The following is a 24,286-nucleotide window of genomic DNA, read 5'->3' as shown; positions in this document are numbered from 1 at the left end:
GGGTGCGCGCCTACTCACTCGGCATGAAACAGCGGCTCGGCATCGCCGCAGCGCTCCTGCAGCCGCGGGACCTGCTGGTGCTCGACGAGCCGACCAACGGGCTCGACCCGCAGGGCACCAGGGAAGTGCGCTCGCTGGTCGACCGGGTCGCCGACGGCGGCACGACCGTGCTGCTCTCCTCGCACCTGCTTTCCGAGGTCGACCAGGTGTGCTCGCACGTCGGCGTGATGCAGACCGGCCGGCTGGTGTGGCAGGGATCGCTGGACCAGCTCCGGTCCCAGCAGTCCGCGCAGATCCGGGTGGTCAGCGCCCACGCGGCCGACGCCGTAACTGTGCTGGACCGGATCGGGATGGCCGGCGTGCACCGGCAGGGCAACGACGTGACCGCCGTCCTCGACGGCCGGGCGCCGGAGGACATCAACGCGGAGCTGGTCGCGAGCGGCGTACCGGTCCGGGGGTTCGTGGTCGAGGCACCGACGCTCGAGGATGTGTTCGTGTCGTTGACGGGGGAGGGTTTCGATGTCAGCGGTTGAGGCGCCGGTCCGAGTGAGCGCGCCGACGGCACCCCATCGGGCGGTGAGCAGCCGGTTCTTCCGGTCCGAGCTCGCGATGATCTACCGCCGGCGCCGCAACCAGGTGATCCTGGCGATCCTCGCCGCGGCGCCGATCCTCATCGCGATCGCGGTGAAGATCTCGGCACCGAAGAACGGCGACGGCCCGCAGTTCCTCAGTCAGATCACGCAGAACGGCGTGTTCGTCGCGTTCACCGCGCTGACCGTCGTCATCCCGTTCTTCCTGCCCCTCGCGGTCGCGGTCGTCTCCGGCGACTCCATCTCCGGCGAAGCCGGCTCCGGCACGTTGCGCTACCTGCTCGTCGTCCCGGTCAGCCGCACCCGACTGCTCGCGGTCAAGTACGCCTCGGTGGTCGTCTACTGTCTGACCGCCGCGCTGGTCGTCGCGGCCTTCGGCGTCATCATCGGACTCATCCTCTTCCCGTCCGGCGCCGCGACACTGCTGTCCGGCTCGACGGTCAGCTTCGGCGGCGCGGTCTGGCGGTTGTTCCTGGCGGCGCTCTACGTCGCCGCGTGCATGGCCGCGCTCGGCGCCATCGGGTTGTTCATCTCGACCCTGGTCGAATCACCGGTGGCCGCCATGGCCAGCACCGCGGGCGTCGCGATCACCGTGCAGATCCTCGACAACGTGCCACAGCTGCACGCGATCCAGCCCTACCTCTTCAGCCACTGGTGGCTGTCCTTCGGCGATCTGTTGCGTGCGCCGATCGCGACGGGCGACGTGGTGCACGGGCTGGTGGTCGCGCTCGCCTATGCCGCGTTGTTCGGGGCGCTGGCGTGGTCGCGTTTCACCACCAAGGACATCTCCAGCTGACGGCCGGCGCCTGCTAGTCCAGGCCGAGCTGTTCCCGGCCGGTCGGAGTGAGCTCCTCGAGGGTCGGCCGACCGGTCCATGCGGTCTCGTAGTCCTCGGCGGCGAAGTCGGTGGGACTGGTGCCCTTGAGGAAGCCCTGTCCGCACGCGGCGGCGTACCGCGCGTTCTTCTCGCAGTGCGGGCTGACCGGGATGTACATGACGTTGCCCCACCCCTTCTGGTCCTGCACGGAGCCGACCGAGTGGATCAGGTCGCCGTGCCACCACACGGTGTCGCCAGGCTCGACGGCGGGGATCGGGGTCAGCGCCGGCAGCAGCATCGAGTGCCACCGCTCGCTGATCGGCAGCGCCTGTCCGTTCACCGCGCCGCACAGGTCGTCGTCGGCGACGTCGTCCTGCAGGGCGCGCAGCAGCAGATAGGCCATCGCCGCGGGGATGGGCACGGTGTGCAGCACGCCCTCGGTCGGTGCCATGTCGGAGAGCGCGGTCCATCCCTGGAAGGTGCGGAACGCCGAACACATCACGGTGGATTCGAATTCGTCCACCTCGGTCCGGTAAGCGCCGTCCCACGGGTCGTAGGCAGCCGGATCGCCGGCGAAGACCTGCCGGAAGACGTTCTGATAGGCACCGGTGAGCCAGCGCTCGATCGATCCGGAGTCGGTGTGTGGCGACAGTCCACCGGAGCTCGCACCGGGCTCCCGCCGGCGCACCCGGTCGGGATATGCGGTGTCGCGAGCGGGGTCGAACCACACGCGGCCCTCGGACTCGTGCTTCCAGAAGCTGTTGAGGAACGTGCGCACCGCGGCCATGTTGTCGTCCCCGCGGGCCTCCATCTGCGGCCGGGACCAGTAGATCGGGAAGATCGACGGCTTGCCGGCGGCCAGGCCGCCGAAGACCCCGTCGTCGAGGTAGCGGTAGGTGTCCGCGAAGTTGTTGCGGTCGAGGTAGTCGACGAGCTGGCGATCCCACGACTCGGCTCGGGCGCGGGGGAAGGTGCCGGTGATGACGGCGCACCCGCGGCGCCGTACGGCGGTGCGCTGGGCCTCGGACACGGTGCCGGCGGCGACGTCCGCGAACGCGATGACCGGCCAGACCTCCTCGCCGCGCTCCCGCGTCGCGACGACCTCGTCGACCTCCGCCCGGATGACCGTCTCGATCGAGGCGAGGGCACCCGTCAGGTCACCGACCCGGTCCCGCAGGGCGGCCTTGGTCGCGCGGATGGCGTCGGGGATCGCGTCGGGCTCCGGCGTCACATCGAGTGCTCGATAGCTCGTCATCGGACTCACCCTCATTTGGTTAGGAACCTTTACTAGATTACGGTACGGTAGACCCGGCGGGGCGACAACCGCAAGAGCGAGCCGGGAGCGGATGCGATGACGTCGGCGGGCGACAGGCGGGCGGAGCGTTCCCTGCCCCGACCGCAGCTGCTCCGTCAGCTCTCCGATCGGGCGATCTTCGACGCGATCATCACGTCGGGCGCCTCCACCCGGGCCGAGCTGGCGACGGTCACCGGAATCTCGAAGCCGACCGTGTCGCAGTCGATCCGACGGCTCGAAGACGCCGGCCTCGTCGTCGTGAGTGGCACGCAGTCCGGCCGGCGGGGACGGGTCGGGACCTACTACGACATCGGCGTCGGGGCCGGGATCGTGCTCGCCGTCGAGCTCGACCAGGCCGGGATCGTCGTCCGCACGCTCGACCTGGCCGGTCGGGTTCTCGAGGACACGGCCTATCCGCCGACCGCCGTCGGCGACGACCGGGCGCTCGCATCGGGTCTGCGGAACGCCATCGCCGACGCCCGGAAGATCTCCGGCGGGAAGGTCGACATCCTGGCTGCGGGCATCTCCGTGGCCAATCCCGTGGATCCCGCGACCGGGCGGGTCGTCACCATGCCTGATTCACCGTTCCCGGAAGGGATCATCCAGCCGGTCGAGATCCTCGGCGACCTGGTCGCGGGTCCCGTCCTGGTCGACAACGACGTCAACCTGGCCGCGTTGGCCGAGCGGTACGACGGTGCGGCCGTCGACGCCGACAGCTTTGCCTACCTCTACCTCGGCGCGGGGCTCGGTGGGGCGGTGTGCATAGGCGACGACCTCATCCGGGGAGCGCACGGCCTCGCCGGCGAACTCGGATACCTGCCGGCCCCGGGTGCTTCCGGCGCGAACGAGACGCTCGCCCAACGGCTTGCCCGGGCGAGCACCGGTCCGGCCAGCCCACCCGCGGTCGACGTCGACCAGGTCAGCGGCCTACTCGACTCGCGGTCGGGGAGGAAACGGGCCGCCACCATCTCGCGGCTCACGGCGTCGGCGGCACACGCCGCAGTCGCTCTCATCGCGTCGGTTGATCCGGCGCTGGTGCTGCTCGGCGGCCCGCTCGGCGCTCACCCGGCCCTGCTCGAACCCTTCCGAGAGCACCTCGCCACCCTCTGGCCGCAGCCGGTCAGAGTCGAGGTCAGCACCCTCGGTCGCGGCGCCGCGCTGCACGGCGCCACCCAGGTCGCCCTGAACGCGGCGCGGCGGGCCGGCCTCGACCAGGTCGGCCCCGCCCACTGACGGAGCCGCAACCACCGAGGTCAGGCGGAGCGACGGTCGGCTGGCCGGAGGCTGCGGATTTTCGCACCACCCAGGATCGAGAACACCCGAAGCCGGAGGGTCGGTGCGTCGGGCGCGGCCCGCTCGTCGACATCGACCTTCCGGCCGCCGAGCAGGCTGAACCCCTCGACCTCGACACGCATGCCGGAGGGAACGGTGACGTCGAATCCGCCGATCACCGTCACCGCCGTCAGGGTGACTTCACGGGCCGCGAGTTCGGCCTCCCGCAGGTCCAGGCTCACCCCGCCGATCAGCGCCACCGAAACGGTGTTCTCGGGCACCCGCCACCGCCCTCGACGGCTGAGACCCCCGAGTGGTGTGACGTGCCAGTGCGTGTGCCCCTGCCCCTGGGCGGACGGGACGGCGGGTGTCGAGACCGCTCCCGGTACGACGCCGGACGTGGCGGGAAGGTCTCGGACGAGATCGTCGAGCTCACCTCGGGCGCGCGCCTGGTAGGCCCGATCGACCCGGGCGCTGAACTCGTCGAGCTGCAGCCGGCCTTCGCTGGTGGCCGTATTCAGCCGGGCGACGACGGCTTCGCGTTCGGCGTCCGAGGCGCGGATCTCCTCCGGCTGTACGCCGTTGTCGCCGTCACTGGTGTCAGTCATCACCGATTCCAGACTGATCGGAATTCGTGGACCGACGCCATGCTAGTGGTGGCCGAACGGGTGGGGAGGAGCCGGTCGATAGGGTCGGGTGAGGATGGCGAGGAAGGGATGACGATGACCTGCATAGCGGTAACCGGAGCCAGCGGAAAGGCCGGGCGGATGGTGGTCCGCGACCTGCTCGAGCACGGCATGAAGGTACGAGCGACCGATGTCGCCGCCGGGCCGGACCTCGGCGTACCTCTGCTCGCTGCCGATCTGACCGACTACGGGCAGGCGATCGAGGTGCTCGAGGGCGTCGACGCGGTCGTCCACCTGGCCAACATCCCGGCCCCGGGCCGCCATACGCCGGCGGAGACGTTCGCGTCCAACACCGTGATGAACTTCAACGTCTTCCACGGTGCGACGAAGATGGGTCTGCGTCGCGTGGTCTGGGCGTCCAGCGAGACGACCCTGGGCCTGCCGTTCGACGAGCCGCCGCTCTACGCCCCGGTGGACGAGGACCACTATCCGCATCCGACCTCGACGTATGCGTTGTCGAAGGTGGCGAGTGAAACGGTCGCTGAACAGATCTCCCGGTGGTCGGGGATCCCGTTCGTGGGACTGCGATTCTCCAACATCCTCGGGCCGGACGACTACGAGCAATTTCCGGACTACTGGAAAGACCCGGAGCTACGCCGGTGGAACCTCTGGGGCTACATCGACGGCCGGGATGTCGGGACCGCCTGCCGGCTGGCGCTGGAGGCGCAGGTCGAGGGTGCGTCGAGCTACATCATCGCGGCTGCCGACACCGTCATGGCCACGCCGTCGGCCGATCTGCTCGCCGCGGTCTATCCGGACGTCGAGCGGAGCCGACCGGTCGAGGGGTTCGAGACGCTTCTCGCGATCGACCGGGCCCGGTCCGCGCTCGGCTTCGAGCCCGCGCACAGCTGGCGGGACCACGTCGCGGCGCCTGCGTAGCGGCCTATTCGTTCTCGTCCTCGACGTGGTCGATGCCGAGCACGCCGTCGACCGTTGCGAGCGAGTGCAGATCCTGCGGCACCCCGTCCCCGGACACACCCAGGACGACGCTGACCGGCCGCGGGCTCCCCTCGGCGGCAAGCGCGTCGAAGTCGTCGATCGCCTCCGGGGACCGCGATCCCTCGATCGCCAGATCCGTGATCGTCCAGGAATGCTCGGTGCAGGCGGCGAGCAGGTGCCGGAGCACGCCCTTGCCATCCTCGTAGGTCACCCGGAGCGTCGACGTCCCGCGTCGCTGGTTGGGCAGATGCCTCATCAGCGGCGTATAGCCGAGCACGATGACGAAGTGCAGCGCCGTCACCGTGAGGGCGAGCAGCGAGAGGCCGGCGCCGGCGGCCATGCCGATCGCTGCGGTCTCCCAAACGGCTGCTGCGGTGGTCAGCCCGCGGATGGCGCCGCGGCGGGTGATGATCAGTCCCGCGCCGAGGAAGCCGATCCCGGATACGATCTGGGCGGCGACCCGGGACGGGTCGAGCACCACCGTCCCGGAGCTGAGTACATCGGCGAAGCCGTATTTGCTGACGAGCAGGATCAGGGCTGAGGCGGTGCCGACGATCGCCTGGGTGCGCAGGCCGGCGCTCTTGCCCCGAATCTGTCGCTCGAGGCCGACGATCGAGGACAACCCGAACGCCAGGACCAACTCGCCGACCTGCCGCCAGGTCTGCCCGTGGGCAGCGGCGAGCGTGGCCGAGGCGGTAATCATTTAGTTTCATCTACCCAACATCAGGCGGGTCCGCACCTGCCCAGGGCGGATTTTGTGGCGCCGGCCTGCTCATCGCGGCGTCGACGGTGGCGCTGTCCCGGCGGCGTCCGGTCCTCGCCGGCCGCAGGTAGCCGATCGCTGCCTGCGGGCAGTGTCGAGGATCAGGTGACATGGCGGTCCGCGAGATCGAGTTCCTGGCCGATTCTCTCGGGCGGAAGGTTGTTCTCGATCGCCCAGTGGACCCGGTGCACGGTCAGGTGCGCCCAGTAGAGGCGTAGCAGGGTCGGATCGATCGTGGTGGACAGGATCGTGTCCAGCCGGTCGAGGCCATCAATCTTGGCGCCGTACTCGTCACCTTCATTGGTGAGGTGGACCTTCATGCCGAGCAGCGCGAGCCGCCGGTCGCCGCGGGCGACGCCGAAGTTCCAGTCGATGACGCCGCTGATCTGCCCGTGCTGGTCGAACAGGATGTTGCCGACCGAGTAGTCAAGGTGGACGACGTCGTCACCGGTCGTTTCAAGCGCGCAATCACGGTCCATTTCTGCCAACCGGCCGAGCAGGCGCCGGCTCCGGTCGCTGTGGCGGCCGACGGTCTCGTGCCAGCGGTGGTCATCGGGTGGCGGGAAGGCCGGTGGGCGTGGGACGTCAGGGTAGTCGGTGAGCAGGCCGGTGAACCGGTCGTTCATGTCGACCATGACGTCGATGACGTCCGCATCGACATGGCGGGCATGGCTGCCCGGCAACCGCTCCTGTACGACGGCGACCGCGCCGTCGGCGAGTTCGAGGACGAGATCGTGTCGCGGGACGGGCAGGCCGTGGGACCGGACCATCGACAGGACGTCGGCGGTCTGCCGCATCCGGGCGAGCGGCGTCCAGGTCCTGGTGAGCGCACCGGGCCGGCCGTCCGGCCACTGCACGTATGCGGCGCTGCTGGTACCACCGGTCTGCTCAGCCAAGCCGACCAGCTCCAGGCCGCTGCCGGTGCGCTCGTTGATCTCCGCAATTACCGCCGTCGGAGCCCACGGATTCTCCGACTCGGTGAACTCGATCCGGTGGTCCATGCTCCTCGTCCCGCGACCGGCGAATGGCACCCGAGTGTGTACCAGTCGCGGCTTGTCTGCCTACCCGAACGGACTCTGGTCCGGCTGGCAGACCGTGCCGTTGCGTGGGGGGACGAGATGGACGAGATAACGCACGCGGGCTGCGTCGAGGCACTTGCTCGGGACCTGGTAGCTCGGGTGGCCGAAACCGTTCAGCGTGATCAGCACGGCGTTGCCCAGTCGGTGCTGCGCGACCACGGCATTGAGGTACGGCGTGCCGGGGTCGTAACGGGCGCCGACCACCATGATCGGGATTTTGGTCTTGGCGTTCCAGGAGCCGGTGTACTGGTCGGCGGTGTGCGGCCGACTGAAGGCGGCGCACTGTGCCCACAGCCCCCAGCCCAGCAGCGGACCCCACAGCTCGCCCGCCTGGTTGAAGCGCGCGATCTGCGCGGGCCATGCCGACAACGGCACGCGGGCCGGAGCATCGGCGCACGAGACCACTGCCGACGCGGTGTCGGCATCCATGCCCGCCGGCGATTGAGTCCCCTTCGCGGCTGTCTTCAGAGCCGACGCGTCACCCTCGACGCCGGCCTCGAGATTCTTCGCGAGCACGGGCCAGGTGAGCGGCAACCGCAGCTGGGTGAACGTGGCGGCCTGCAGGTCCGTGGGGCTGAGCACGCCGGGGGGATTCGCGTGGGGTGCTGGGATCGGCGCCCGATGGACCTTGGTGAACAGTCCTGCCACCCGCTGCGCGACCGTCTCGCCATGACCGGCGAGCGCACAGCGTTTTGGGCCTGCCTTTTGACACTGTGCGATGAGCTGCCCGAACACCTCGTCGGAGGACGACAGCGCGTTGCGGAGATTTGTCTCCATGCTCATGGTTGAGTCGACCGGATCGACGATGCCGTCGATCATCATCGCCCGCACCTTCGTCGGGAACAGGTTGGCGTAGATCTGGCCGATGAACGACCCGTAAGACAGGCCGACGTAGGTGATCTTCTGGCCCCCGACGAGCTCGCGAAGTCGGTTGAGGTCACGAGCGGTGTCCGCGGTGGAAATGTGCGACAGAAGCGGCCCACTGAGCTTTTCGCACCTGCTCGCCAGCTGGATGGCTTTGCGTTGGTACAGCAGCGATCCAGCGCGCGTATAGGGAAACGTCACACCCTTCCAGAACCGGTCCCGGTCGGCGGTATTCGCGAAGCACTTCACGGGTGTGCTGTCGTTCGTGCCCCGGGGGTCCCAGCTCACCAGATTGAAGCGGCCCGCTCCCCACGCGTTGCTCAATTCGGCGCCCGAATTCCGCACCAGACCGACGCCGCTCTGGCCCGGCCCGCCCGGATTGATGAACATCGATCCGATTCGCTGGCTCGGCCGGCTAGCGAGGTGACGAATCACCGCTAGTCCGATTTTCTTGCCGTTCGGTTGGCTCCAGTCCAACGGCACCGAAACCCGCGCACACTGGAACTTGTTGCCCAGCCCCTTACAACTCTTCCACGCGATCCCGCTTTGCCCGGCCGCGGATGCAGATGGAGTCCCGCTCGAGGTGCACGCCACGGCCGTCGACGTCACGACAATGGCAACGGCGGCCAGCGCCGCGCGACCTCGCCATGTGCCGACAAGGCTGTGGGGGTTGCGTAGTGCAGTGATCACGAGGTCGTCCTCCCGCCCGGGATACCGGCGACGCGCACCACGCGGTCGGTGCGCTGCAACCAGCCCGGATCGACGATCTCTTCCTGCTCACGCAAGGCGGACGGGTCGTAGCGAGGGCTGAGCAGTCACCTCGCCCTCGAAACCGTGATTCTGATAGTAACGGGCAACATCGAAGTCGGCCGCCGTTTGGAACAGTCGCATGCGGTAGGCCCCGTTGGCTCAGACGGAATGCCCGGCCGCCAGAATCGACGGGTGCGTGCTCGTCCCCGCCCTCAAAGCATCGGTCAGTGGGAGCTTGACCAGGGCGGTGCAGGTGGGTGCAGCACACTCGCAGTCGAATTCGAGGACAGTGCGGCTGACATCGCCGCCCGGGGTGTAGCGCGACCACCCGAGACACTGGTTCACGAGCGCGTGATTGGCGTAGCGGAGCAGACCCCGGCGCTCGTCGATCGACTGCGGCGTAGGCGCTTGGGCGAGACGGCTGGCGAAGAATCGCTCGACTTCGGCGATCGTGTCTTCGGCGGTGAGGTCGTCGACGACGATGACGTGAGTTCCGGTTTGCGCCACCTTTTCGGTCGTTTCCTGCCAGCTGCGGAGGTAGCGCGGTGGCACACCCTGCGGGTGTCGACGTTCAAGTCTGCTGCGCTGTACCTCTTGTGAGGGCATGAGAAAGACGGCCTGGCCGATCGACGTGGCGACCTGTTCCGGTGGTATCAACTCGGCCAGAGTCAAGGGGTTCGTCGGTAGCGAGCGTAGGTCGTCGATGACCATCGGCCCGCGGTCGTAGTGGATCTCGCTCGGTGTGGCGGCTGCTCGTTCTACGGGGGTCATGTGGGCGAACCTCTGGGCCGCCGGGTTTCCGTTGGCGAGTGCCTGAGCGAGGTGATTCCAGGTCTGAGTGTCGGGGTTGTATCGACGCAGGCCGTAGCGACGTGCAAGGTGACGCGCGACCGTCGTCTTGCCGGCTCCTGCAGCTCCGCCGATCCACAGCACATTTCGAAGCTCGTCCATCGGTGGCAGTCCGCGGTCACCAGAAGCGGGGTTGCCCGGGGATGGTCTCCAGGTCGGCCATGACGAGCGCACGTTCTTCGTCCTCGGCGATGTCCTCCGCTGCGGCCAATGCCTGTTCGGTGTAGTCGCGGGCCACCTGGGGGTCACCGGACACGGCGTACGCGCGGGCGATGGCCTCGTAGGCGAAGGCCAGATCCCAGTCGCCGATGTCATTTTCCCGACAGATGTCGAGCACACGCCGGGCGTGGTGCAGGCTCGGCTCGCCGCGCCCCAGGACGGCGTAGACGCGTGAGCACTGCCACTCGCCGCGGGCCAGATTTGCCGGAGTGCCGACCGCCTCCCAGTGGTAGCGGGAGGCGTGCGCCATGTGGATCATGCGGTCGTCCTCGTCCCGGGTGCGGTCCTCCTTCTCCATCAGCGTCCAGACGCCGTTGAAGAGATCGGCCGCGAGCCGGCGTTGGTCCGGCGGCTCGATCGCTCGTGCAGATTCCTCGGGTTCGGTGAGGGCCATGCTGATATCTCCTTCTGCGAGCAGGTGGTCGAGACGGTGGAGGGAGCCGCGGACCCGTGCGGAGCGCGCGGACAGCCGGCGGCCGTGTGCGGTCAGGACTGCGGTCAATGCGGTTTCGTCGTCGATCGCCTGCAGGCAGGTGCGCACGTCATCGAGTGGCACATCAAGCTCCCGCAGCGCGGCGATGAGCCGTGCCGACCGGATCGCGTCCGGCGAGTAGTAACGACGCCGGTGGACCGGGTCGACCTTGTCCGGGGACAGCAGTCCGAGGCGGTGGTAGTGCCGCAGCGCCCGGGACGTCAGCCCGGACAGCCGGGCGAGCTGGCCGATGCTCAGCAGCTGTTCGTCCCGGTCGTCCGCACGGAGAGCGCCCACGGGAGGAAGGCTAGAAGGTTGACGCGCGGCAAGGGCAAGTCCCGCATCAGTGGCGGAGCAGGATCTCGGCCAGGCGTTCGGGGGATTCGACCGGTGCCATGTGCCAGGCCCCGGCTAGGACATCCAGTCGTCCATGGCGCAGCCGGTCGGTCATGTCCCGCATGATGGCGGGAGTGGAAATGGCATCGTGCTCCGCGGCGACGAGCTGCACCGGCGCGTCGATGTCGCCCAAACGGTGGGCGACGTCGTACACCCCGATGGTGCGCAGGGCATTTGCCCAGACCTGCTCGTCGATGTCGGTGATGCATGACCGGGCGTAGCGCACCGCCGGCGGGTTCGCGACGATCGCGGCCGGGCTGAACCACCGGCTGAGCGTGCCAGTGACGGCGCGGTTCCCGTCGCTGCGCGCGATCTGGTCGGCCGCGACCTCCATTGCGGGAACCGGACTCGACCGCGTGCATACGAGGGTCAGCGCACTGATCCGTTCCGGATAGGCCAACGCCGCGGTCTGGACGACCTGTCCTCCGTAGGAATGACCGATCAGGTGTGCCCGGTCGATGCCCAGCCGGTCGAGCAGGGCGATGAGGTCATGGCTCAGGGCCGGATAACCGGTCGGGGGACAGTCGCGCGCAGTGCCGTGACCACGCAGGTCATAGCTGACCACCCGGAAGTGGCCGCGCAGCAACGGTTCCAGGCCCGCCCACGCGCGCTGGTCCAGGGGGGTGCCGTGGACCAGAACCACGGCCGGTCCGGTGCCTTCGTCGGTCACGGCGGTCGCGTAGCCGCTTCCCAGTTGGATCCGGCGTGCATCGCGCACCGCCACCTCCGCCACCGCGCTCGCCCCCGATCCTGCCGAGCCGGCTGGCTATCACTGTCCACCGTATCCCGGTTCGGGTTGCGAATGGCGACGTCGCGAGTAAGGGTGGACGTGAGGACGGTCGAAGCCCTGGCCGCCCCCGCACCGACCCGCGGTCTTCCGGAGAACGGAGACCGGTCCGGACCTGGAGGGGGCGGATGTCCGCTCAATCACTGACCGACGTACCGACGCGTCTGAACTCTCTCGAGATCGCACGTGAACACGTGGTGTCCCGTGCTCTTGCGCCGTCGGTCACCGGATTGGTCGGCCTCGAACTCGAATTCCATGTCGTGGACCGACATCGTCCGGCCGCCCGCGTCGAGTGGTCGCGGCTCATGACCGTGCTGGACCGGCTTCCCGCGCTCGAGGACGGCAGCCGGGTCACCGTCGAACCGGGTGGGCAGGTCGAGTTGTCGACGCCTCCGCTCGCCGGCGTCGCCTCCGCCGTACACGCCCTGCAGCGCGATGCCGCCGCCCTCGCCGAGGCGTTGGCCGCCGACGGGCTGTTGCTCGCCAGCGTCGGCGCCGATCCGGCCCGGGAGGTACGCCGGATGAGCCCGGGCGGCCGCTATGTCGCGATGGAGCGGCACTTCGCGTCCATCGGCGCGGCCGAGCCCGGTCTGGCGATGATGTGCGCGACCGCCGCCTTGCAGATCAACCTCGACGCCGGACCGGAATCCGGTTGGGCGGCGAGGGTCGCGCTGATGCACCGGCTGGGCCCGGTCCTGGTGGCGATCTCGGCCTGCTCCCCGCTCATCGCCGGTCATGCGTCCGGGTGGCGGTCGATGCGCCAGCAGGTGTGGGGCCAGATCGATCGGGCCCGATGCGGGCCGTTGCTCGACGGCAGGGAGCCGGCCGCGCAGTGGGCGCGCTACGCCCTCGTCGCGCCGGTGATGCTGACCCGCGATCCCGAGACCGCGACGATCCGCCCGGTGACCCGACGGGTGCCGTTCGCCGCGTGGGTGAGCGGGGAGGCGGAGCTGGCCGAGCGGCGACCGACGACCACCGACCTCGACCTGCACCTGACCACCCTCTTCCCACCGGTACGGCTGCGCGGCTTTCTGGAACTGCGCTGCGTGGACGCCGTACCCACGCGGTGGTGGCCGGGACTCGCCGGCCTGGTGGTGACACTGCTCGACGATCCGCGCGCCGCCGACGTCGCTGCGGAGGCGGCGCAGCCGGTGGCCGGCGCCTGGGAGGCCGCCGCGCGGGACGGGCTGCGGGACCCGGGTCTGGCCCGCGCCGCCGCCCGCTGCGCCGAGGTCGCTGTGCAGCGCTGTCCGACCGACCTGCGCCCGCAGGTCGAGTCCTATGCCGAGCTCATTGCCGATCGTCGGAGTCCGGGCGACGAGCTGGAGACGCGCGCGGCCGCGACCAGCCCGTTGCGTTCGCTGGAGGAGGAAGCCGGTGCGTGAGGATCTCGCACGAGGTCTTGAGCATGCGCGCACGCGCACGCTCGCGCTGACCGATCTCGAGGACACCGAGTTGACCGCGCAGGTGTCGCCCTTGATGAGCCCGCTCGTCTGGGATCTGGCGCACGTCGGTCAGCAGGAAGACCTCTGGCTCCTGCGTGGCGGCGACGGTCGGCGGGAGGGTCTGCTCCCGGCCAAGGTCGACCAGCTCTACGACGCATTCCTGCACCCGCGTGCCATCCGTCCGGATCTCGGGCTCCTGTCGCCGGCGCAGTCGCGCCGTTTCATCTCCGACGTGCGCGGCCGGGTGCTCGACCAGCTCGAGCGTGCCGAGGAGCCGTTCCCGTTCGCGATGGTTGAGCAGCACGAACAACAGCACGACGAGACGATGCTCGCGACGCACCAACTGCGGGACGGGCCGCCGCTGCTCGGCAGCGGCGTGACGCTCCCGTCGGGACGCCAGGTGTCGCCCAGGAGCGTGCTGGTGCCCGCCGGGCGGTTCGTGCTCGGCGTCGACGCGGCCGACGAACCGTATTCGCTCGACAACGAACGTCCCGGACACGTCGTGGAGCTGCCGGCGTTCCGGATCGGCCGCAGCCCGGTCAGCAACGGAGAGTGGGCGGAGTTCGTCGCCGACGGGGGCTACGCCCAGCGGCGCTGGTGGTCGGCGTCCGGCTGGCAGCACCGGGTCGACGCCGGTCTGGAGCGGCCGCTGTTCTGGTCGGCGGACGGCACCCGCCGCCGCTTCGGTATCGAGGAGATCGTTCCGGCGGACGAGCCGGTGCAACACGTCTGCTACTACGAGGCGGAGGCCTATGCGGCGTGGGCCGGCGGCCGGCTGCCGACCGAGGTCGAGTGGGAGAAGGCCTGCGTCTGGGATCCCGCCGCCGGTCTTCGGCGCCGGTGGCCCTGGGGCGACGAGCCGCCGAACTCCACGCGCGCCAACCTCGGTGGGGGAGCACTGCGACCGGCGCCGGTCGGGGCCTACCCGGACGGAGCTTCGGCGTACGGCGTCGAGCAGCTGATCGGCGATGTGTGGGAGTGGACCTCGTCGTCGCTGCAACCGTGGCCCGGTTTCACCCCGATGCTCTACGGCACCTACAGCGCACCGTTCTTCGGCGACGACTACCGGGTGTTGCGCGGCGGATCATGGGGCGTGGCGCCGAGCGCCGTCCGGCCGTCGTTCCGCAACTGGGACCTGCCGATCCGGCGCCAGATCTTCTCTGGCGTGCGCCTGGCCTGGGACGTCTGACGTGTGTCGTCACTCGGTCTGGCTCGGCAAGCCGCGCACCCTCGCCTCGCTCGTGCTCGAACCGCCGCACGGCTTGCTCACCCAGTCCTACGCCCCGCGGCGTCAGCGGCACGGGCGGGTGAACGCCGACGGCTGGGGAGTCGGATTCTGGGCCGGCGAACGCCCGACCCCGGTCCGTTGGCGGTCGGCTCGTCCACTGTGGACGGACGCGTCGTTCGCCTCGGTCGCGCCGGTGATCTCGGCGTCGTCCATTCTTGCGGCGGTGCGGTCCGCGACGGTGGGGATGCCCATCGAAGAGAGCGGCACGGCGCCGTTCACGGACGGACGGTGGCTGCTCTCGCACAACGGCCGGGTCGACCGTGCGGTGCTGCCGGCCGCCGCCGGCGCCGAGTCGACCGTCGACTCGGCGATCCTCGCCGCGCATCTGTTCGACCGGGGCGTCGAAGCGACGGGTGACGTCGTCGTCTCCGTCGCCGGACGCGACCCGTCCGCCCGGCTCAACCTGTTGCTCACCGACGGCGAACGTGCCGTCGCCACCACGTGGGGCGACACCCTGTCCTATCTCGCGGACGAGACCGGCACCACGATCGCCAGTGAGCCGCACGACGACGATCCGCGCTGGGTCGACGTACCAGACCATCATCTGCTCGAGGTGACTCCCGACGGGATCACCCTGACCGCATTGGAGTGAAAGCGTGACGGTCGTCCTCGACACGCACCTGCGCCCCTCGTCCTACCGGGAGGCGCTGCGGGCCGATGTCCTCGCCGGACTCACCTCGACGCCGAAGACCCTTCCGCCCAAGTGGTTCTACGACCAGAGGGGCAGCGAGCTCTTCGACGAGATCACCCGCCTGCCCGAGTACTACCCGACCCGGACGGAGCGAGCGATCCTCGAGCGGTACGCCGACGAGGTCGCGTCGCTGACCGGTGCCGAGACCCTGGTCGAGCTCGGCAGCGGTACGTCGGAGAAGACCCGGCTGCTGCTCACCGCCCTGCGGCGTGCCGGCACGCTGACGACGTTCGTTCCGTTCGACGTGGACAGCAACGTGCTCACAGATGCCGGAGCCGAGATCGCGCGCCGGTACCCGGGCGTACACGTCCATGCGGTCGTCGGTGACTTCGAGCATCACCTCGATCTGCTGCCACGCAAGGGGCGCCGTCTCATCGCCTTCCTCGGCTCAACGATCGGCAACCTCGAGCCGGCCGCCAGGCACCGTTTCCTGGCCGACGTGCGTGCGACGGTGCAACCGGGTGAGACCTTTCTGCTCGGCGTCGACCTGGTGAAGGACGTCGATCGGCTGGTCGCGGCCTACGACGATGCCGCCGGGGTCACCGCGGAGTTCAACAAGAACGTGCTCGCGGTCGTCAACCGGGAGCTGGACGCCGACTTCGACCTCGACGCGTTCGAGCATGTCGCGCTGTGGAACGACGCGGCGGAGTGGATCGAAATGCGGCTCCGCTCCCTTCGTGACCAGGTGGTGCACGTCGGAGGCCTCGACCTGGACGTGCAGTTCGACCGCGACGAGGAGATGCGCACCGAGATCTCCGCGAAGTTCCGCCGCCAGGGCGTCGTCGACGAGCTCACGGCGGCCGGCTTCGAGCTTCGCCGCTGGTGGACCGACCCGGACGGCGACTTCGCACTGTCGCTCTCCGTGGCCGTATGAGCCTTCCGCACGACGACGTCGCGAAGGAGTGGCGCGAGGCGCGGGCGCCGGTGCGCGGCGTACACACCGACACCGCAGCCTGCGGCAGGCCGAGCCTGGCCACCATCGATACCGCTGCGCACCACATGCGCAGAGAGGCCGAGATCGGCGGCTACGTCGCGGAGGCCGAGGTCGAGCCGGTAACGGATGCGGGGCGGGCGCTCCTCGGTCGGCTACTGGGTCGCGCGGCCGGTGACGTGTGCTTCGTGGAGAGCGCGGAACTCGCGTTGCACCGCGTGCTCCGGGCGTGGCCGGCACGGCCGGGCGCGACGGTCGCGGCCCTGCCGGGGGAGTACGGGCCCAACCTCGCGGCCTTCGCGGCCCACGGGCTGCGGGTCATCCCGCTGCCGGCCGACGGCGCGGGACGGCTCGACGTCGCCGCGGCGGAGCGTTCGCTGCGCGAGCATCGGCCGGATCTCGTTCACCTCACCGTCGTGGCGAGCCATCGCGGTCTGCTCCAGCCCGCGGCCGATCTCGCGGCGGTATGCCGGGCCGCCGATCTTCCCCTGGTCGTCGATGCGGCGCAGGGCCTCGGCCACATCGACTGCCGGCTCGATGTCGACGCGATCTACGCACCCTCGCGCAAGTGGCTGACCGGACCGCGCGGGGTCGGCGTACTGGCGGTGTCACCGGACTGCGCTCGGCGGCTGCGCGTCCCCGGGACCGGTGAGCCGCTCGGGACGGTGCAGGGCCTCGAGGCGCGTGAGGGATCGGTCGCCGGACGGCTGGGTCTCATCCACGCGGTCGGTGAGTTGTTCGCCGGTGGCCCCGCCAAGGTATTCGAGCGGCTCGCCGCGATCGGGCGGCTGACTCGTGAGGTGCTCGACGGGGCCGGCGGCTGGCGGGTGGTGGAGCCGATCGGTGAACCGACGGCGGTCACCACCCTGGTGCCACCGGGCGGGACGGACGTCTTCGCCGTACGTGCGCAGCTCATCGAGCGGCACGGCATCGTGACCACGGCCTGCGGCATCGAACGCGCGCCTGGGGAGTTGCGCGATCCGGTGCTGCGGATCAGCCCGCACATCGACGCCGAACCGGAGCAACTGGAGCAGGTCCGGGTCGCCCTCGCCGACGCCTAGGGCGGTAGCGTCGATCCGTGCCGGTAGCTCCAGCCCGGTTCGAACTCCTCCTCGATGGCGACATCAACGTGCCCATGCTGGATTTCAGATTGCCGTTTCCTGTTTCGGACCGGCTGCGCCCGCTCGCCGGCTAGGCGTCACCCGAGTCGTCGAAGCGGATCGCGACGGCAGTGATGTCGTCCTCGCGCTGGCCGTCGTGGACAACGTCGATCAACCGGTTCAGGCCGGCGGACAACGAACTGGTCGCGAGCATCGCGGCATGCTCGGCGAGGCGTCCGAGACCCACATCGATGTCTTCGTCACGACGTTCGATGAGTCCGTCGGTGTAGAGCAGCAGTGTCTGGCCGGCGAGCAGGGTGACCGGCGAGTCGTCGCGCCGTTCCGGTCGCGCGCCGAGGGGCACGGCCGGCGGTACGTCGAGGAATTCGGTGACGCCGTCGGAATGGATGAGAAGCGGGGGAAGGTGGCCGGCGTTGCCGACGGCGACCTGCGTGCTCCGCGGATCGGCGACGAGATAGAGGACGGTGACGAGCTGGGAGATGGCATAGGTGGCGAACATCCGGTCGAGGCGGCGCAAGACCTCAGCCGGGTCGGGATTCATGGCGACGTAGGCGCGCAACGCGGAACGGATGTGGGCCATCGCCGCTGCGGCGGCGACTCCGCGCCCCATCACGTCACCGATGACGACGCCGATCCGGTCGTCGCCGAGCGCAATGGTGTCGTAGAAGTCCCCTCCGACGTCGGTACGTCCGGCCGGTTGATAGTGCGCGGCGATGTCCCAGCCGGGTACGTCGACGAGCCGGTCGGGCAGTACGGCGCGCTGGAGCAGCATGGCGGCGTCCCGGGTCTGGCTGTGCAGCTCCGCGTTGTCGATCGCGACCGCGGCCCGGTGGGCCAGGTCCTCAGCCATGGTGAGGTCGGCCTGGCCGTAGGTCCGTCCGGACTCCGCGTGGACGAGCGTCATGGTGCCGAGGATGCGTGGGCCGGGAACCGTGAGCGGCACGATCAGTGCGCTCCGGAGCTGCAGGGCACGGGAGATGCGCAGGTGGTCTTCGTCGCGTGTGCTCGCCACGAGCATCTCGTCGGTGACCTCCGGATACAGCTCGCTGATACCGGTCCGCACGACGTTGGGAGATCCGGTCGGGGAGTCGGGGTCGGAGGGGTAACGCTCCTGCAGTTCGTGGGCCATTGCCACCTTGGCCGGGTCGACGTGGGCGACCGCGAGGGTGTGCAACCTGCCGTCCTCCATGATCTCGACGGCTGCCCAGTCGGCGAGTGCGGGGACGGCCAGCCGGGCGACATTGGCGACGGTGGCCCGGTAGTCCAGGCTGGAGGCGAGTTCCTCCGACGCATCGGCGAGGATCGACAGCCGGGTGGCGGCCGCGCGGGCCTCGGTCAGCGCGTCGACCCGGTCGAGCGCCTGCGCGCAGGTGTCGGCGAGCGTGGTCAGGAACTCCAGTTCGCGCTCGTCGAGCATCCGCCGGCCCGGGAAGACGAGGCCGATCACTCCGATCGGGCGCTCGGCGACCTGCAGCGGAAGGCAGACGAGGGAGCGTTCGTCGGGGATCAGGTCGGCGAGGTCGGGATATTCCTCGAGGATCGCCGTGCGACCGATGAGGACGACCGGCATCCCCGCGCGGAGCGCGTCGGTGGCCGGGTTTTCCTCGTCGATCGGATAGCTGCTCCATCGCTCGGTGATCTCGGCCCGCCCGCCGCGGATCGCGACCAGGTCGAGGGTCTCTCCGCCGACGAGCAGCGAGACGGTGGCGACGGCCGCCTCGATGGCGTCCGCGGCATGGGTGACCACGATCTCGGTGACCGACTCGGTGTCGCGGGCCGCGGCCAGCTCAGCGGTCGCCCGGGCCAGCGCGCCCAGGCGGGCACTCGCGGTCTCGGCATGGGCACGGACGGTCGAGTTCGCGGTGATGTCCTCCGCGAATTCGACGAGCCCGGCCACTCCGTCGGCCGTGATGAACGGGGAATCGGTCAGCCGCAGGCGACGGATGCCACCGTCGGCGCACCGCACGTTGACCTCGCCGCTCCACCGCCGGCCGGAGCGCACCGTCGCCAGGATCTCCTCGGCGCGCAACTCGGCATCGATACCGGCATGCAGGTCGGCGATGCCGATGCCGCGGATCTCCGCCGCGGCGAGGCGGTAGAGGTCTTCGGCAGCCGCGTTGCAGTAGAAGATCCCGCCATTCAGGTCGGCGGCGACGACCGGCAGATGGAGCGCGTCGAGCACGGCAAGATCCGGGACATCCGACATGGACCCGTCTGTCGGGTTCCGTGCGGGTCCTTCGACGCGATCCATGACCTTCCCCCGCCGGCCCCCAGCCGGCAACAGCTGTGCGCACCGTCCGGCCGAGGCGCGTCGCGATCGACGCTACGCGAGCGGAGGGTGCGTTGTCATCGACGTCACCACACTCAGGACTCCAGGCCTTTGCCACCGCGGACGTCGAGGCGGACCTGATCGGACATTCCTGCTATCAACGGACGCGCCTGCCCGATGATCGCCCGGATGTCGTCAGGTTCGAGCGATGCGTCGTGCGCGGCCTGGTCGGTCCACACCTCACTGACCCACACCGCCTCGGGCTCGTCCGCGGTGCTGACGACGTAGTGCAGGCAGTCGGGGTTGCGCTCGAGCAGTGCCGCGGCCCGGAGCAGGTGGTCGACGAGGTCATCGCGCCGGTCCGGCACGGCGGAGAATTTCCCGATCAGTCCGTAGCTCATGGCCGGCACGCTACGGGTCGCCACCGACGGTTGACCGGCCGTCCGAAATGGTCCTAATGTGCGGTCGCCATCGCCCGTCCACGAAGGGATTACCGGTGCCGTCTCACGAGTCCGACCGCACGGACGTCACCGTCGACTGCGCCGCGGCGATCGGGCCGCTCGAGCGGGTGTGGGCGGCCTTCGGCTACGACGAACTGAACTGGACGGCGACTCCACGCGGCAAGCGGAACCTGGCCCGGCTGCGCGACGTACTCGGCGCTGGCACCACCGTGCGGGCGCACAACATCTACACCAGCGGCAGCGGCCGGGCCGTGCCGCACTGGAGCAGCGGCAACGTCTACCACGAGGACGACTCGGGTAACCCGTTCTACGACTGGCGCCTGGTCGACGAGGCGTTCGACGCCTGGGTGGATTCGGGGCTACGGCCGATCGTCGAGTTGGGGTTCTGCCCGTTCGCGCTTGCCCGGGACCTGCCTGGTCCGGACTTCGTGTCGATGCCGCCGCTGTACGGCCGCTATGAAGTCGACCTGTGGGCCTCGCCGCCGAAGGACTTGTCCCGGTGGGGTGCGCTGGTCGCCGAGACGGCGCGGCACTTCGCCGAGCGCTATGGCCGGTCCGAGGTCTCGCGCTGGTACTGGGAGCTGTGGAACGAGCCGGATATCGCCTACTGGCAGGGGACGCTCGAGGAGTACTGCGCGCTCTACGACGTCACCGCGGCCGCCGTGAAGTCGATGCTGCCGGACGCCCCGGTTGGTGGACCGGCCACGACGGGAGGTGGCCGCGACTTCCTGCGTGGCTTCCTCGAGCATTGCGCGGACGTCGGTGCGCCGGTCGACTTCGTCTCCTTCCACACGAAGGGAGCGCCCGGATTCCCTCGGCTCTACACGCCGGTGGGCCCCCACGGCGCGGGCGGCGGGACGAAGCAGTCGCCGAGCAGCGCCAAGATGCTGGCGGAGATCGAGGGGAGCCTCGACATCGTCCGGTCGTTCCCCGCTCTCGCCGACGTCCCGGTCCTGGTCGACGAGTGCGACCCAGGTGTGCCGGCCCACTATGGAGTCTTCGACAATCCCGACTACGCGTTCCGCAATACCGCGTACTACCCGGTCTTCCAGCTACAGATGACGAAGCGGCTACTCGACTTCGACAGCCCTCGACGTCGCGGCATCACCGGGGCGACCGCCTGGGCGTGGTATCTCGAGGGCGATCGCTACTTCGAGGGGACCCGCAGCTTCTTCACCGCAGGCGATCTGGCGGCACCCGTGGTCAACGGCTACCGGATGCTCGACCGGCTCGGCGCGACCAGGCTTGCGGTCGAGTCGGCGGGGTCGGGCCCCGGCGAGGTCGGTGGGCTCGCCTCGGTCGCCGCGGACGGCAGGGTCGCCGTCATCGTCTGGCGGCACGACGACGACCAGTACCGGACCGACGCAGCACAGGTGAGCGTCACCGTCACCAACCTGCCGATCGCCGGCCGGGCGGTGACGATCAGCCGGCGCGGACTCGACGCCGATACCAGCAACACCCACACGCTGTGGTTGCAGGAAGGCGCGCCGCAGGACCCGACGGATGCCCAGCTGGCCAGGATCCGGGTGGGGGAGGAGCTCGCCGAGTTGGCGCCTGCGCGCAAGGAGGTCGAGTGCCCGGCCGAGCTGTCGTTCACCTTCCGGCTGCCGATGCCCGGCGCCGTCCTGATCGAGATCAGCCCGAGCTGACGCCGGGTTTGTCCGTGGGACTGCCACGAACGACAGCGCCGTGAGAGAGTTGCAACGCGGTTCGATCGACGTTCGTCCGGAGCCGTCACGGGGGGAGTACTGAATGGGTGCACTCCGCCGGTTCGTCGCGTCCTTCGGCTGGCGGATAATCGCCGTTCCCGTTCTCATCGTGGCCACGGTGCTGGTCCTTGCTCCTGCTGATTCGACGACGCGACTAGGGGCGCTCGACCGTACGGCGAACGAGCGGTCGGGACCGGCCGCCGGACCGGGAACCACCCGACAGGCGCAGGAGCGGCCGGAGCCGCTGCGGCCCCGGGCGGCTCGGACCAGTTCCGCGCCGTCCCGCTCCCCTCGGCCACGCGTCGAGGTCTGCGCCGGGAACACCGAACCTCAGCTCATCCTGGTCAGCATCGGTAAGCAGCGGGCGTGGATGTGTGAGCGCGGGCGTCAGGTGAAGACGAGTGCCGTCACGACCGGCAAACTCGCCGACGACAGTTCCACCCCGACGGGCACCTGGGAGATCACGGGCAAGGAAACCGAGCGCTACCTCAACGGGCCCGGGTACTCCGACTTCGTGCACTACTGGCTGCCGTTCTACGGGGATTTCGGCTTCCACGATGCGACCTGGCAGACCATGCCGTTCGGCAGCCCCCGGTACCGCACGCAGGGCTCGCACGGGTGCATCCACCTGCCGACTCCGATGATGGCCTGGCTCTATCAGTGGGTGCAGATCGGTGCGACGGCCACGGTTGTGGCCTGAGATCTGCTACCTGCCGGACACGCGGGCGGTGGTTCGCGCCGGGCGGCGGCCACGTCCGTCGTCGGTGAGCCGCGCGCGCAGACCGACCGCGATCCGTTCGAGTAAGGCACTGGTCGCCTGCAGCTGACCCGCTGGTTCATCCGCGGCTGCCTCGCCGATATCGGCCGCGAAGGCCGCGAAACTTTCCTTCATCAGCTTCGTCCCGGCCGGTGTCAGCGCGAGGACGCTCTGCCGGCGATCGCGAGGATGCGGCGTACGGCTGACGTAGCCGGCGGCGTCGAGGCGGTCGGCCAGCGCGGTGACACTCGCCGGAGTCAGGTTGAGTCGGGCCGCGATCTGACTGGGGTTCTGCGGGCCGGTGTGGAAAAGATGTCCGAGGGCGGACGCATCGCTCAGGCCGATGCCGACGCGGTGGGCGAAGGCGTACTGGTATTCGTCTGCCGCCAAGACCAGGGCCCGCACCTGGTGGGCCAGCTCTTCCACAGACACGCTCCCTGTTGTCGTTTGAACGTTGAATTGATCGATACTCTAGCGACAAAGAGAGTGAAATGTAGCAACGCTATCGGGTTCACTCGGCCGAGCTACCCCAGGCAGGCGGCCGAGCCGGAGGGGATCGCCGAGGTGATCGGGTTCCCCGCCTCGGCCGACCGACCGCGTGCAGGTCACAGCCGACGCTCAGGCCTCGCGCATGTAGTCGAGCACGAACCGAGGTACGTGGCCCGCGTGTTCCTGCGCAGCCGGCTTCGCGGGAAAGTCGAAGACGCCGATCATCATCTGCGTCGGGTAGTCGGGCGCTTGTTGGACAGTGCGTACGTGCTTCTCGTCGACGAAGAAGTCGACGCGACCAGGACGCCAATCGGCGGCGTAGGTATGGAAGTCGGTCCCGTCGATCGGCAGTCTCGGGGTGGCGAAATCCTCGCGCAACGCGGGGTCCCGGAACGGATGGACGCCCATGCCAACCGCCGGTCCGGTCGAGTCGATCGCGTCGCCAAACACTTCGAAGATGCAGATCTCGCCTGAGCGATGTGGCTCGTCCTCGATGCCCACCAGCCATGCCGAGGCCATCGAACGTGGTGTCAGCTCCATCCGTGCGCGGGCCTCGACGATGCCATAGTGCGGAGTCCAGCCCCACTGCGTCGGTTGAGCCTCGCGCACCCGAAGCCCGTCACGAAATGGTTGCTGGCCGACGGTGCTGCCGACGTCGCCGGCAAATACGCCGGATTGCACCCCCGAGACGCGCAGCGGTTCTTCGTGGTCGTCGGTGCACCACAGACCCTGTTCGGGCGGAATCGACAAGCGCAACTGGGAGTCAGCCACGCTATACGTCGCGGCGCTCTTAGCGCGCGAGCTCCACTGCGGCAGGTAGTGCGGTATCCAGACCGAGCGGTCGAGGTCGTGGCCGTCGAAGTCATCGCTGAAGGTCACGGCGTGATCGTAACCGGGTGTCCCACGCCGATCAGCCGCCCGCGGGTCGGATGCGCAGCAGCCGCAGAAGGCTGTCTGGTGCGGTCAGCACCTGGTACGGCGGGCCGAGCAGTCGTAGCGAACGCTCGCATCGACGCCGCTCTCGGGGGCGGACAAACCGTCGTTGCAATGGGTGACGCTGTAGATGAGAGACTCGACATCGGCCCCCGATCGAACGGGTCGGGGACCACGTTGCGGCCGACCGCGAGCCAGTCGCGAGCCAGAGGATCGGCTCGGAGGGGCAGAATCGGACAAGCCGCAGCTAGGAGGGCTCGCCTAGTGGCCGATGGCGGCGGTCTTGAAAACCGCTAGGGGCGCAAGCTCCTCGTGGGTTCGAATCCCACGCCCTCCGCCCCCGACCTGCACTTATGCACCCCAGAGCTCGTCCGCTGGTGATCCTGCGCAAGTTTGAAAGAAACTCGGGAGGCGT

The 24,286-nt window shown here is 69.4% G+C and carries 23 protein-coding genes and 1 tRNA gene; 12 read left to right on the top strand and 12 right to left on the bottom strand.

What is annotated here, in order from left to right; genetic code table 11:
- The coding region (locus VGH85_14595) for an ABC transporter ATP-binding protein (GenBank protein ID HEY2175033.1) at positions 1-533 on the top strand (533 nt) is incomplete at its 5' end.
- A gap of 43 nt (positions 534-576) precedes the next feature.
- The gene (locus VGH85_14590) at positions 577-1,386 is read left to right on the top strand and encodes an ABC transporter permease (GenBank protein ID HEY2175032.1); all 810 of its coding nucleotides are present in this window, start codon (positions 577-579) and stop codon (positions 1,384-1,386) included.
- 13 nt (positions 1,387-1,399) lie between these two features.
- Here VGH85_14590 and VGH85_14585 read toward each other — a convergent pair whose 3' ends face one another.
- Positions 1,400-2,662, bottom strand: a complete 1,263-nt coding sequence (locus tag VGH85_14585; GenBank protein ID HEY2175031.1) for a YbiU family protein — start codon at positions 2,660-2,662, stop codon at positions 1,400-1,402.
- A 96-nt stretch (positions 2,663-2,758) separates the two neighbouring features.
- Between VGH85_14585 and VGH85_14580 the strand changes: the two genes are divergently transcribed.
- Positions 2,759-3,934 carry an ROK family transcriptional regulator gene (locus tag VGH85_14580; GenBank protein HEY2175030.1) on the top strand — a complete coding sequence of 392 codons (1,176 nt, stop codon included), beginning with the start codon at positions 2,759-2,761 and terminating at the stop codon, positions 3,932-3,934.
- Between the two features lie 20 nt (positions 3,935-3,954).
- Here the strand turns inward: VGH85_14580 and VGH85_14575 are convergent, their stop codons facing one another.
- A complete protein-coding gene (locus tag VGH85_14575; protein HEY2175029.1) occupies positions 3,955-4,581 on the bottom strand; it encodes a DUF1707 domain-containing protein in 627 nt (208 codons plus the stop codon).
- A gap of 108 nt (positions 4,582-4,689) precedes the next feature.
- On the opposite strand from VGH85_14575, the gene VGH85_14570 reads away from it, so the two are divergent.
- The gene (locus VGH85_14570) at positions 4,690-5,538 is read left to right on the top strand and encodes an NAD(P)-dependent oxidoreductase (GenBank protein HEY2175028.1); all 849 of its coding nucleotides are present in this window, start codon (positions 4,690-4,692) and stop codon (positions 5,536-5,538) included.
- A gap of 4 nt (positions 5,539-5,542) precedes the next feature.
- Here the strand turns inward: VGH85_14570 and VGH85_14565 are convergent, their stop codons facing one another.
- The 6 genes from VGH85_14565 to VGH85_14540 form a co-directional block, all read right to left on the bottom strand.
- A complete protein-coding gene (locus VGH85_14565) occupies positions 5,543-6,301 on the bottom strand; it encodes an MgtC/SapB family protein (GenBank protein ID HEY2175027.1) in 759 nt (252 codons plus the stop codon).
- A gap of 161 nt (positions 6,302-6,462) precedes the next feature.
- Positions 6,463-7,362, bottom strand: a complete 900-nt coding sequence (locus VGH85_14560; protein HEY2175026.1) for a phosphotransferase — start codon at positions 7,360-7,362, stop codon at positions 6,463-6,465.
- Between the two features lie 60 nt (positions 7,363-7,422).
- Entirely contained in the window at positions 7,423-8,994 is a 1,572-nt protein-coding gene (locus tag VGH85_14555) for an alpha/beta hydrolase (GenBank protein HEY2175025.1), read from the bottom strand.
- A 219-nt stretch (positions 8,995-9,213) separates the two neighbouring features.
- Positions 9,214-9,765: a hypothetical protein gene (locus VGH85_14550; GenBank protein HEY2175024.1), complete on the bottom strand. Its 552-nt coding sequence runs from the start codon at positions 9,763-9,765 to the stop codon at positions 9,214-9,216.
- 256 nt (positions 9,766-10,021) lie between these two features.
- Positions 10,022-10,891 (bottom strand): MerR family transcriptional regulator, encoded by an 870-nt coding sequence (locus VGH85_14545; GenBank protein HEY2175023.1) that lies wholly within the window; start codon positions 10,889-10,891, stop codon positions 10,022-10,024.
- 46 nt (positions 10,892-10,937) lie between these two features.
- Entirely contained in the window at positions 10,938-11,708 is a 771-nt protein-coding gene (locus VGH85_14540) for an alpha/beta hydrolase (protein ID HEY2175022.1), read from the bottom strand.
- Between the two features lie 197 nt (positions 11,709-11,905).
- Between VGH85_14540 and egtA the strand changes: the two genes are divergently transcribed.
- From egtA to egtE, 5 genes are read left to right on the top strand one after another with little or no spacing between them, the layout of a single operon-like run.
- A complete protein-coding gene (egtA, locus tag VGH85_14535; protein HEY2175021.1) occupies positions 11,906-13,162 on the top strand; it encodes an ergothioneine biosynthesis glutamate--cysteine ligase EgtA in 1,257 nt (418 codons plus the stop codon).
- Positions 13,155-14,411: an ergothioneine biosynthesis protein EgtB gene (gene egtB / locus VGH85_14530; protein ID HEY2175020.1), complete on the top strand. Its 1,257-nt coding sequence runs from the start codon at positions 13,155-13,157 to the stop codon at positions 14,409-14,411. The genes egtA and egtB overlap by 8 nt, the downstream gene beginning before the upstream one ends.
- A 1-nt stretch (position 14,412) precedes the next feature.
- On the top strand, positions 14,413-15,102 hold the full coding sequence (egtC, locus tag VGH85_14525; GenBank protein HEY2175019.1) for an ergothioneine biosynthesis protein EgtC: 690 nt from the start codon (positions 14,413-14,415) through the stop codon (positions 15,100-15,102).
- 4 nt (positions 15,103-15,106) lie between these two features.
- The gene (egtD, locus tag VGH85_14520; GenBank protein ID HEY2175018.1) at positions 15,107-16,075 is read left to right on the top strand and encodes an L-histidine N(alpha)-methyltransferase; all 969 of its coding nucleotides are present in this window, start codon (positions 15,107-15,109) and stop codon (positions 16,073-16,075) included.
- Complete coding sequence (gene egtE / locus VGH85_14515) at positions 16,072-17,193, top strand: ergothioneine biosynthesis PLP-dependent enzyme EgtE (protein HEY2175017.1); 1,122 nt, start codon at positions 16,072-16,074, stop codon at positions 17,191-17,193. The genes egtD and egtE overlap by 4 nt, the downstream gene beginning before the upstream one ends.
- Before the next feature lie 130 nt (positions 17,194-17,323).
- Here egtE and VGH85_14510 read toward each other — a convergent pair whose 3' ends face one another.
- Both VGH85_14510 and VGH85_14505 read right to left on the bottom strand, forming a co-directional pair.
- Positions 17,324-19,459: a SpoIIE family protein phosphatase gene (locus VGH85_14510; protein HEY2175016.1), complete on the bottom strand. Its 2,136-nt coding sequence runs from the start codon at positions 19,457-19,459 to the stop codon at positions 17,324-17,326.
- Between the two features lie 158 nt (positions 19,460-19,617).
- Positions 19,618-19,923 (bottom strand): putative quinol monooxygenase, encoded by a 306-nt coding sequence (locus VGH85_14505; protein HEY2175015.1) that lies wholly within the window; start codon positions 19,921-19,923, stop codon positions 19,618-19,620.
- Between the two features lie 95 nt (positions 19,924-20,018).
- On the opposite strand from VGH85_14505, the gene VGH85_14500 reads away from it, so the two are divergent.
- Together VGH85_14500 and VGH85_14495 are read left to right on the top strand one after the other, a co-directional pair.
- Positions 20,019-21,632, top strand: coding sequence for a hypothetical protein (locus VGH85_14500; protein ID HEY2175014.1), 1,614 nt, complete (start codon positions 20,019-20,021; stop codon positions 21,630-21,632).
- Between the two features lie 103 nt (positions 21,633-21,735).
- Complete coding sequence (locus tag VGH85_14495) at positions 21,736-22,392, top strand: L,D-transpeptidase family protein (protein HEY2175013.1); 657 nt, start codon at positions 21,736-21,738, stop codon at positions 22,390-22,392.
- 6 nt (positions 22,393-22,398) lie between these two features.
- Here the strand turns inward: VGH85_14495 and VGH85_14490 are convergent, their stop codons facing one another.
- Together VGH85_14490 and VGH85_14485 are read right to left on the bottom strand one after the other, a co-directional pair.
- Positions 22,399-22,875 carry a MarR family transcriptional regulator gene (locus VGH85_14490; GenBank protein HEY2175012.1) on the bottom strand — a complete coding sequence of 159 codons (477 nt, stop codon included), beginning with the start codon at positions 22,873-22,875 and terminating at the stop codon, positions 22,399-22,401.
- Positions 22,876-23,067: 192 nt separating this feature from the next.
- The gene (locus VGH85_14485) at positions 23,068-23,817 is read right to left on the bottom strand and encodes a glycoside hydrolase family 16 protein (GenBank protein ID HEY2175011.1); all 750 of its coding nucleotides are present in this window, start codon (positions 23,815-23,817) and stop codon (positions 23,068-23,070) included.
- 304 nt (positions 23,818-24,121) lie between these two features.
- Between VGH85_14485 and VGH85_14480 the strand changes: the two genes are divergently transcribed.
- Positions 24,122-24,208 (top strand) — tRNA-Ser (locus VGH85_14480).
- Positions 24,209-24,286: the final 78 nt, after the last annotated feature.

It is taken from the genome of Mycobacteriales bacterium (assembly GCA_036497565.1).
GTDB lineage: Bacteria > Actinomycetota > Actinomycetes > Mycobacteriales > QHCD01 > DASXJE01.
The sequence above is the reverse complement of the archived record's forward strand: the minus strand, read 5'-3'. Positions and strand labels throughout refer to the sequence as shown.

Bases quoted from the DNA above. Each gene is read 5' to 3' on its own strand.
- VGH85_14585 (HEY2175031.1), bottom strand. From the start codon at position 2,662: ATGACGAGCTATCGAGCACTCGATGTGACGCCGGAGCCCGACGCGATC.
- VGH85_14580 (HEY2175030.1), top strand. From the start codon at position 2,759: ATGACGTCGGCGGGCGACAGGCGGGCGGAGCGTTCCCTGCCCCGACCG.
- VGH85_14575 (HEY2175029.1), bottom strand. From the start codon at position 4,581: ATGACTGACACCAGTGACGGCGACAACGGCGTACAGCCGGAGGAGATC.
- VGH85_14570 (HEY2175028.1), top strand. From the start codon at position 4,690: ATGACGATGACCTGCATAGCGGTAACCGGAGCCAGCGGAAAGGCCGGG.
- VGH85_14565 (HEY2175027.1), bottom strand. From the start codon at position 6,301: ATGATTACCGCCTCGGCCACGCTCGCCGCTGCCCACGGGCAGACCTGG.
- VGH85_14560 (HEY2175026.1), bottom strand. From the start codon at position 7,362: ATGGACCACCGGATCGAGTTCACCGAGTCGGAGAATCCGTGGGCTCCG.
- VGH85_14550 (HEY2175024.1), bottom strand. From the start codon at position 9,765: ATGGTCATCGACGACCTACGCTCGCTACCGACGAACCCCTTGACTCTG.
- egtA (HEY2175021.1), top strand. From the start codon at position 11,906: ATGTCCGCTCAATCACTGACCGACGTACCGACGCGTCTGAACTCTCTC.
- egtE (HEY2175017.1), top strand. From the start codon at position 16,072: ATGAGCCTTCCGCACGACGACGTCGCGAAGGAGTGGCGCGAGGCGCGG.
- VGH85_14510 (HEY2175016.1), bottom strand. From the start codon at position 19,459: ATGTCGGATGTCCCGGATCTTGCCGTGCTCGACGCGCTCCATCTGCCG.
- VGH85_14505 (HEY2175015.1), bottom strand. From the start codon at position 19,923: ATGAGCTACGGACTGATCGGGAAATTCTCCGCCGTGCCGGACCGGCGC.
- VGH85_14495 (HEY2175013.1), top strand. From the start codon at position 21,736: ATGGGTGCACTCCGCCGGTTCGTCGCGTCCTTCGGCTGGCGGATAATC.